The organism is Cupriavidus sp. 8B, from assembly GCF_054589115.1.
In genome coordinates, this window is the sequence record NZ_BAAILO010000263.1 from 1 (window position 1) to 7,319 (window position 7,319).

The 7,319-nt window shown below is 59.8% G+C and carries 5 protein-coding genes and 3 pseudogenes; 3 read left to right on the plus strand and 5 right to left on the minus strand.

Annotated elements, in window-relative coordinates:
* Together ACYP5B_RS26095 and ACYP5B_RS26100 are read right to left on the minus strand one after the other, a co-directional pair.
* A partial coding sequence (locus tag ACYP5B_RS26095) for a helix-turn-helix domain-containing protein (protein WP_459571632.1) occupies nucleotides 1-320 on the minus strand: 320 nt, incomplete at its 3' end.
* Between the two features lie 97 nt (nucleotides 321-417).
* A pseudogene (locus ACYP5B_RS26100) lies at nucleotides 418-681 on the minus strand (mandelate racemase/muconate lactonizing enzyme family protein); the annotation flags it as partial.
* 125 nt (nucleotides 682-806) lie between these two features.
* Here ACYP5B_RS26100 and ACYP5B_RS26105 point away from each other — a divergent pair.
* Nucleotides 807-1,687 (plus strand): annotated as a pseudogene (locus tag ACYP5B_RS26105) (LysR family transcriptional regulator).
* Between the two features lie 179 nt (nucleotides 1,688-1,866).
* Nucleotides 1,867-3,528: an FAD-dependent oxidoreductase gene (locus tag ACYP5B_RS26110; protein ID WP_459571633.1), complete on the plus strand. Its 1,662-nt coding sequence runs from the start codon at nucleotides 1,867-1,869 to the stop codon at nucleotides 3,526-3,528.
* 119 nt (nucleotides 3,529-3,647) lie between these two features.
* Here ACYP5B_RS26110 and ACYP5B_RS26115 read toward each other — a convergent pair.
* The 3 genes and pseudogenes from ACYP5B_RS26115 to ACYP5B_RS26125 all read right to left on the minus strand — a co-directional run.
* Nucleotides 3,648-4,448, minus strand: a pseudogene (locus ACYP5B_RS26115) (transposase); the annotation flags it as partial.
* A gap of 370 nt (nucleotides 4,449-4,818) precedes the next feature.
* A complete protein-coding gene (locus ACYP5B_RS26120) occupies nucleotides 4,819-5,418 on the minus strand; it encodes a carboxymuconolactone decarboxylase family protein (RefSeq protein WP_459571634.1) in 600 nt (199 codons plus the stop codon).
* Complete coding sequence (locus ACYP5B_RS26125; protein WP_459571636.1) at nucleotides 5,396-6,145, minus strand: SDR family NAD(P)-dependent oxidoreductase; 750 nt, start codon at nucleotides 6,143-6,145, stop codon at nucleotides 5,396-5,398. Before ACYP5B_RS26125 ends, ACYP5B_RS26120 begins: the two co-directional genes overlap by 23 nt.
* Before the next feature lie 125 nt (nucleotides 6,146-6,270).
* On the opposite strand from ACYP5B_RS26125, the gene ACYP5B_RS26130 reads away from it, so the two are divergent.
* Nucleotides 6,271-7,149, plus strand: coding sequence for a LysR family transcriptional regulator (locus ACYP5B_RS26130; RefSeq protein ID WP_459571637.1), 879 nt, complete (start codon nucleotides 6,271-6,273; stop codon nucleotides 7,147-7,149).
* Nucleotides 7,150-7,319: the final 170 nt, after the last annotated feature.

Here is a 7,319-nt window from a genome sequence, read left to right on the forward strand (position 1 = left end):
GACACCCCGAAGCGTTGCTCGATGAGTAGACGCACCCGTTTGAGCGTCCACAGTTCGGTGCCAAAGCCATGCTCGGTGGGGCGCTGCAGCAAGGCATGACACAACTGCTCGCGCTGGGCGTCGTCGAGCAACGACGGCCGTCCACGGGCCATGGTGCGCAGCGCGTCGATGCCGCCTTCGTCCAGTCGCGCCTTCCACGTGTACACCGTCTGCCGAGCCACGCCCACCGCAGCCGCAACCTCCGCGACCAGCTTGTTCGCTAACAGCATCCGTCCAGCGCGAACCCGCTTTCTGGTCGCTTCGTCCATCTTCCCAGCCATGCAATCGACTCCCGATCAACGCCTTGATCAGATAACGCGTCAGACTCGAATCGGCTGTCATGATTTATACAAGTCTCAATAAGAGCGCGCATCACCGTCCCATGCGACCCTGAAGGAGTGCTTCCTGGTGCATGTCTTTCCATAGGCCCTCGACGGCCGGCGAGTCCCGTCCCAGGAGCACCGGTGCGAGCAACTGCTCGACGGCGACACGGAGGAGTGATCCTGCTGTGCTACCGACGTAGCAAAAACCGATGCCATCGGTGCTACGGGTGTTGACGAGGCCATAGTGCCAGTCAGTCATGGTGCGGTTTGAGAAGGAGGTGACCGTCTCCAGCGGTGCGCGGGCTGCGCAGACTTCGATGGATTGATGGTGGGCATGTTGGCTCCAGTTTGATGGCCAATGGGATGCGGAGGTAAGACTGTGCACCCATCGGACCCTCGAAAGTAGCGGGCACCTGTTTCTTCAGACCACGTAAAATGCGTGTTATGGATATCCGATTCCTACAGAGTTTCCTTGCGGTGGTGGAGCTAGGTTCGATTGCCGAAGCGGCGCGGCAGCTCGATCTCGACCGACCACGGTGGCTCAGCAGATTCGCGCGTTGGAAAGCGATCTTGGTACACAGTTGCTCGTGAGGTCGGGCCGTACGGTGAAGCCGACGGTAGCAGGTACCCGAATCGGGGATCGAGCGCGGGACCTTCTGCGCGACGTTAGGGATTTGCGCTCGGCCGCGTCCGATACAGGACTTCCGGCTGGACCACTACGCCTGGGGGCGACACCAACGGCACTGATGGGGCTGCTACCGCCTTTGCTGCGGCATTGGATGGCAGTGCATCCCAGCATCTCGATCTTTATCGAACCCGGTACGTCTTCCGTTCTCCTGGGCCGAGTCATGTCCGGCGAACTTGATTCGGCGATTCTTGTGCATCCGGCTTTTGAACTTCCCAAGACGTGTGCCTGGCGCTTGCTTCGCGAGGAACCGCTGATACTCCTGACCCAAAGCGGAATGCACGTCGAAGATGTGCTGGCGACGGCCGGACGTGAGCCTTTTATACCCTATGACCGAAACGTAGTGGCGGGCAGGATGGCCGACGACTACCTCCGCGCGCATGGGGTGCGCACCAAGGTACATTTCGAACTGGACGGCATCGAACACATTGCTAGCCTTGTTGCCGAAGGCTTCGGCGTATCTGTGCTTCCAGACTGGCCGGTCATTGGCCAGCAAGATCCTCGACTGCGCCGATGGCCTCTTCCCGAACCTTGTCCATCCCGACGCGTCGGGATGGTGTGGCTGCGTAGCTCGGTCCGTTCGCAACTGGCCGAGGCGTTTGTTCAGATTAGTAATCTTGGGCAATCGCAGCCGGCGTAGGTTGTGCCGTCAACCGGTCGTCACCGGCAGCCGCCACTGCGCACCGTTGAGGATACAAAAATGCGCTATGCTCACTATGCTGAGCCATCCTGGCGTTGCTACAGTGGATTCTGATTTGCCCATTCGGCAGAGCCTCTATGAGCTTCGGTCCAGATGGGCTTTCGGCACGGAGTGATGTCATGGATGCATCAGGCAAGGCGGACCGGCCAACCGAGGATGATAGGTGGGCCCAGAGATTCCCGGTTCTCACGGGAGGGCAGATCAGTCGAATTCTCCGTTACGGGATCGTGCAGAGGTTTGCCGGGGGACATCTCCTTTTCCGTCAAGGGGACAGGAACATACCCACATATGTCGTGCTGAACGGCTCGCTAGAAGTCGAGCGCGGCAACGCCATAGATTCCCATAGCCTGGGAAGACGCGGCCCAGGAATGTTCACGGGAGACATCGGCTCGCTTGTGGGGCGTGCCGCTGTTGCGACTGTTCGCGTGGAAACCGACGCGGAGTTGCTCGTCATCGATCCGGAGGGGATGCGCGCGCTGGTGATCTCGGAGGCGGATCTAAGCGAAGTCATCATGCGGGCCTTCATTCTTCGCCGCGTATCTTTCATCGAGGACGAGGCGTCGGGCGGCGTTGTCGTCATCGCGTCGAAGCAGACCGCAGGAGCGCTACGGCTCAGGGAATTTCTGTCCCGGAACAGCTATCCGGCGCTGTATCTGGATCTGGACCAGCAAGCCGAAGCCCGGGCACTCATGGAGCGATTCCGAATCGTCCCGGATGATTTGCCGGCCGTCATTACGCCTAAGTCCGAAGTATTGCGCCGACCTACAATCCGGGCGCTTGCGGACGCCGTCGGGTTAAGTCCCGAACCCTTGCAAGGCCGGCGCTTCGATCTGGCTGTCGTCGGCGCAGGGCCCGCTGGCCTGGCGGCCGCGGTCTATGGAGCGTCCGAAGGTCTTCGTTCGGTTGTCTTCGATGCAACCGCTCCTGGAGGGCAAGCTGGAACAAGCTCGAAGATCGAGAATTACTTTGGGTTCCCGACGGGAATATCGGGTAGGGCGCTTGCAGGAAGGGGACTGGCGCAGTCGAGAAAATTCGGGGTGGAGGTGGCGGTGCCCGTGTCGGTTGCTGAGCTGCGGACGGAGGGCAGGGAGTTTGTCCTGGAGATGGACAACGGAGAGTGCGTCCAGGCGCGCGCCGTGGTTATCGCTACCGGCGCACGATACAGGAAGCCAGACCTGGCTAACCTCGTGGACTACGAGGGAAGAGGCGTCTACTACAACGCATCGTTCACAGAGGCGACCTACTGCGGAGGCGAGGAAGTCATCGTCGTCGGAGGCGGGAACTCTGCTGGACAAGCGGCAGTGTTCCTGTCCGAGCACGCTCGGCATGTGCATATGCTTGTTCGGTCGCGAGGGCTGGCGGCGAGCATGTCGCACTATCTAATTCAGCGTATCAATGCCTCCCCGAACATTACGCTCCATGTCGAAACGGAGATCAGCGCTCTCCTAGGTCAAGGGCGTTTGGAGGCGGTGCAGTGTAGCGGTGCCCATGGGGTTCTTCGCAGCTTCGATATAGCCCACGTCTTCCTGTTCCTGGGGGCAGATCCTTGCACAGGTTGGCTGGAAAACAGTGTTGCTCTAGACGAAAAGGCGTTTGTCCTTACCGGGTCGCAAGTGCCACAGGAACGCTGGAAGCTTGACCGGTCCGTTTTTCCGATGGAGACCAGCCTGCCCGGTGTATTTGCGGTTGGCGATGTACGAAGTGGCTCGGTCAAGCGGGTTGCCGCCGCAGTTGGCGAGGGCGCCGCCGCAGTGCAAGCGCTTCACCAGTACTTTGCGTAGGATCGAGCTGGGACGCTAGCGTCGGGCGTGAGCGACACCTTTGTATGGGTAGCGGTCCTGCGCTGGCTGGCGTAGCATCCAGTTGCTCCCAACGGCGAGCAACTTTCCCCTCTCTCATTTCAGAGCCCGTTCCCACAACGGGCTTTTTTGGGTTCATCGAGAAATTCGGGGAAGGCTGCGCGGATTTTGAGGAAGAAGTATTCCTCGTCGCGATAGCCGTACGCGCGGCGCTTGATGACCTTGATGGTGTTGTTGATGCTCTCGACCACGCTGGTGTTCAACGGGTGGCGGCAGCGGGCCAAGATGTCATGCCAGTAGCCTTGCAGACGCTTCGCAAACAACTCCAGGGCAGGTATTCGGCTTTGCCGAGCCTGCTCGCACCATTGCTCCCACGCCTTTTGCGCTCACGCCGGGCGGCGGTAGAACCCACCCGCACTCGATCGATGACCACCTCACGCCCATACTTGGCTACCATGTGGAACAGGTCGTAGACGACCTCTGCTTGCGGGCAATGCGCCCGGATCTCCAGCTCATACGCGGTCGTCATGTCGATAGCGACGGCCTCGATACGCTGCGCAACGCCGGCGGGGAGCTGTCCAAAGAAGGCTCGGGCGGTCTCTCGTGAGCGACCCCGTCCGATCCAGAGCACCTGCCCGCCCAATGGGATCGACTACCACCGTGGCATATCGGTGCCCCTTGTGTAGCGCGAACTCATCCATGGCAAGATAGCGGATGTTGGGCCAGTCCGGATCGGCCACCGCCTCACGCAAGCGTGCCTTATCGATCGACTTGACCGTGTGCCAACCCAGATCGTAGAAGGCTGCCACCGCCTGCACCATACAGTGGCGCAACAAATGGCCGCAAGCCTGGGCCAGGCGGGCCGTCACCCCGATGCGTCGCCTCATATCCGCTTCCCGTTCGTCAGACCAGCGCTTTGCCTTGGACTTCCTTCAGACTCCCGGTCGCCTGGGAAACCCTTGCCTCCGGCTTAACACTTCCCCTTGCCGGGTGTGTAGGGGACTTTCACCCCCAAGTAAGTGCGCCCTGCCGGGCGCACCCCAAAACAAAAGCGTTGCAAGCGCTGGGTTGCTGGAAGGGCTAGCAGCCGCCTGCGCAGGAGGCATCACAAATTGTTACGGGTGGAAAAGTGTTGCCGCTCTCGTTCCAGTAAGAACAACTTGCTGCATTTATGCAGAGGCTTGCTTGGCGTGTGAGGCAACGCTGGCCCCTCCCCCTAGGGAGAGGCCAGGCCCTCTTGATGCTTTGTGGTGCCTCGTTGCTAGGCGTAACTCAGGTGTGCAGCTTCGGAGCGGCGGGGAAATCCACCGGTACTTGCGTGGTCGCGTGCAGATAGTTGGTCACGGTCTTGTCGCCGATGATGACAATCGCATCCACAAGATTTGCCTTGTTCCAGCCGGCTGCGAAGAACGCGTCGACAAGCGCCTGGTCGGCGTGGCCACGATTCTGAGCGATATTGCGCGTCAGGCGCGCCAGCGCGTCCAGCTTTGCATCAAAGGTCGCTGCGCCGGCCCGAATCTCCAGGATTTGCTCGTCCGTGAAGCCATGCATCTTGCCGATGGCGGTATGTGCCGCAAGGCAGTATTCGCATTCGTTGACCTGACTGACGACCAGGTTCACGACTTCGCGAGCCGTGCCCGTAACGCTGCTGCTGCCATTTTGGAACGCCAGGTAGTTGCCAAGTGCGTGCTCTGAGTGGGCAAGGGTCGCATACAGGTTGGGCACCATACCGAGCGTGCTCTTGAGTTTGTCGAAGATTGCCTGGTTGGCCGGGGAGACTTCCTCGCGGGTCGGTACGTTGATTGCAGTCATGATTGAGCTCTTTTCAGAGTGGGTTGGGGAAACTGGTTTATTGGGCGAGATAGCCGCCATCGACGGCGATCGATTGGCCGGTGAGGTAGCGCGCCTTGTCGCTACCCAGGAAAACGATGGTTTGCGCGATTTCGTCGGGCTGGGCTGCCCGGCGCGCTGGGATGGTGTCCAAATAGCCGGACTTGGCACCTTCGTTGTTGCCGGTAAAGCGATCTAGCATGTCCGTTGCGACGGGCCCCGGGGCCACTGCATTCACGCGCACGCCGGAGCTTGCACCTTCGAGCGCAGCGCTCTTCGTAAGGCCTTCCACGGCGTGCTTGCTGGCGACGTAGACCGACGCTCCTGCAATGCCAGCCTGGCCGGCAACGGATGACAGGTTGATAATCGAGCCGCCACCTTGAGCCAGCATCACGCGCATTTCATGCTTGATGGAAAGTAGCGTTCCGAGCACATTGGTGGTGAAGGTCTCCTCATAGTTGAGGGCCGATTGGTCTGTCAGGGGTAAGCTTTCACCTTCGGTGCCTGCATTGTTCACAGCGACGTCGATGCGGCCGAAGCGTTCGACGGTGCGTTCTATGAGATATCGAACCTCGACTTCAAAGCGCACGTCAGCACGGATGAACTCAGCCTCGGCGCCGAGCGCGCGCAACTCAGCCGCCAGTTCTTGGCCTGCCTCCTCGCGGCGACCACTCACAACGAGGCGACCGCCATCGCGAGCAAACGCCAGCGCTGTCGCACGGCCGATGCCGGTCAATGCACCAGTGATCAGGATTACGGGCTTGTTCATGTGAGTCTCCATTCAATTTGCGCCGTTTGCGTGCTGCGGCGTTTGCGTGAGACAACTATGGTTGATTCCCAGTCGAAGATTTAGGTGGTGTATGCTCATATAACAAATTCCTAGTGGGAATAAATATGGACAAACTCCAGGCGATGCGTACGTTCGTCCGCGTAGTGGAGGCGGGAAGCTTTTCGGCGGTCGCCCACGAGGCCGACGTCACGCAAGGCGCCATCAGCAAGCAGGTGGCGGCGCTCGAGGCCGATCTTGGCGCTAAGTTGCTTACGCGGACGACGCGATCGCTCGCACTCACCGATGAAGGTGAGCGCTACTTCGAGCATGTACGCCGGCTAGTGGAGGAAATTGCAGAGGCGGAAGGCGCGTTGCGCACTGGGGAGCAGCAACTGACCGGATGGCTGCGAGTGGCCGCGTCGGTGGGCTTTGGTCGGCGCAAGCTTATGCCAATCGTGCAGGCATTCTTGGCCGAACACCGCAACGTAAAAATCGACCTTCGGCTGCACGACGGTTTCATCGACCTTATCGAACTTGGCATCGACGTAGCCGTGCGCATTGGAGAGCTATCTGACAGCAGTCTGGTCGCGAGGCGTGTCGGGACTACCCATCGGATGCTCGTAGCGCATCGCAAGTACCTGCGCAGGCTGCCGGCGGGGCTCAAGCCGCCGCATGCGCCGGAGGATCTCTCGGCTCATAATTGCATCGTTTATACGGAAACCGTGTCTCGCAACGAATGGAGCTTTACTGCCGGCCCGGGTTCGGAGGAATCAGTCGGCACCAGGCGCGTGGTGCGTGTTCAGGGCAATCTGCAGACCAACAGCAGCGAGGTCATGCGAGCATCTTTGCTGGCGGGGATGGGGATCGGATATTCACCAACCTGGCTGTTCGACGAGGAACTCGCAAGTGGAGAATTGCAGCGTCTGTTGCCTGACTGGGAGGCGATAGACTATCGAAGCTCCTCAAGCAGGACACCGACTACCACATCGTCCGAGCATCAATGATGATCATGTTCTTCTTCTTCTTCTTCTTCTTCTTCTTCTTCTTCTTCTTCTTCGGATAGCAGAAATTGTTTCAGTATGAGGCGGATGTCCTGATCCCGTATATCAGCAACCGTCTGCAACAAGGCTGATGGTTCCGCGTCATGGCGCCAGTCGAGAGTCTCGCGCCATGA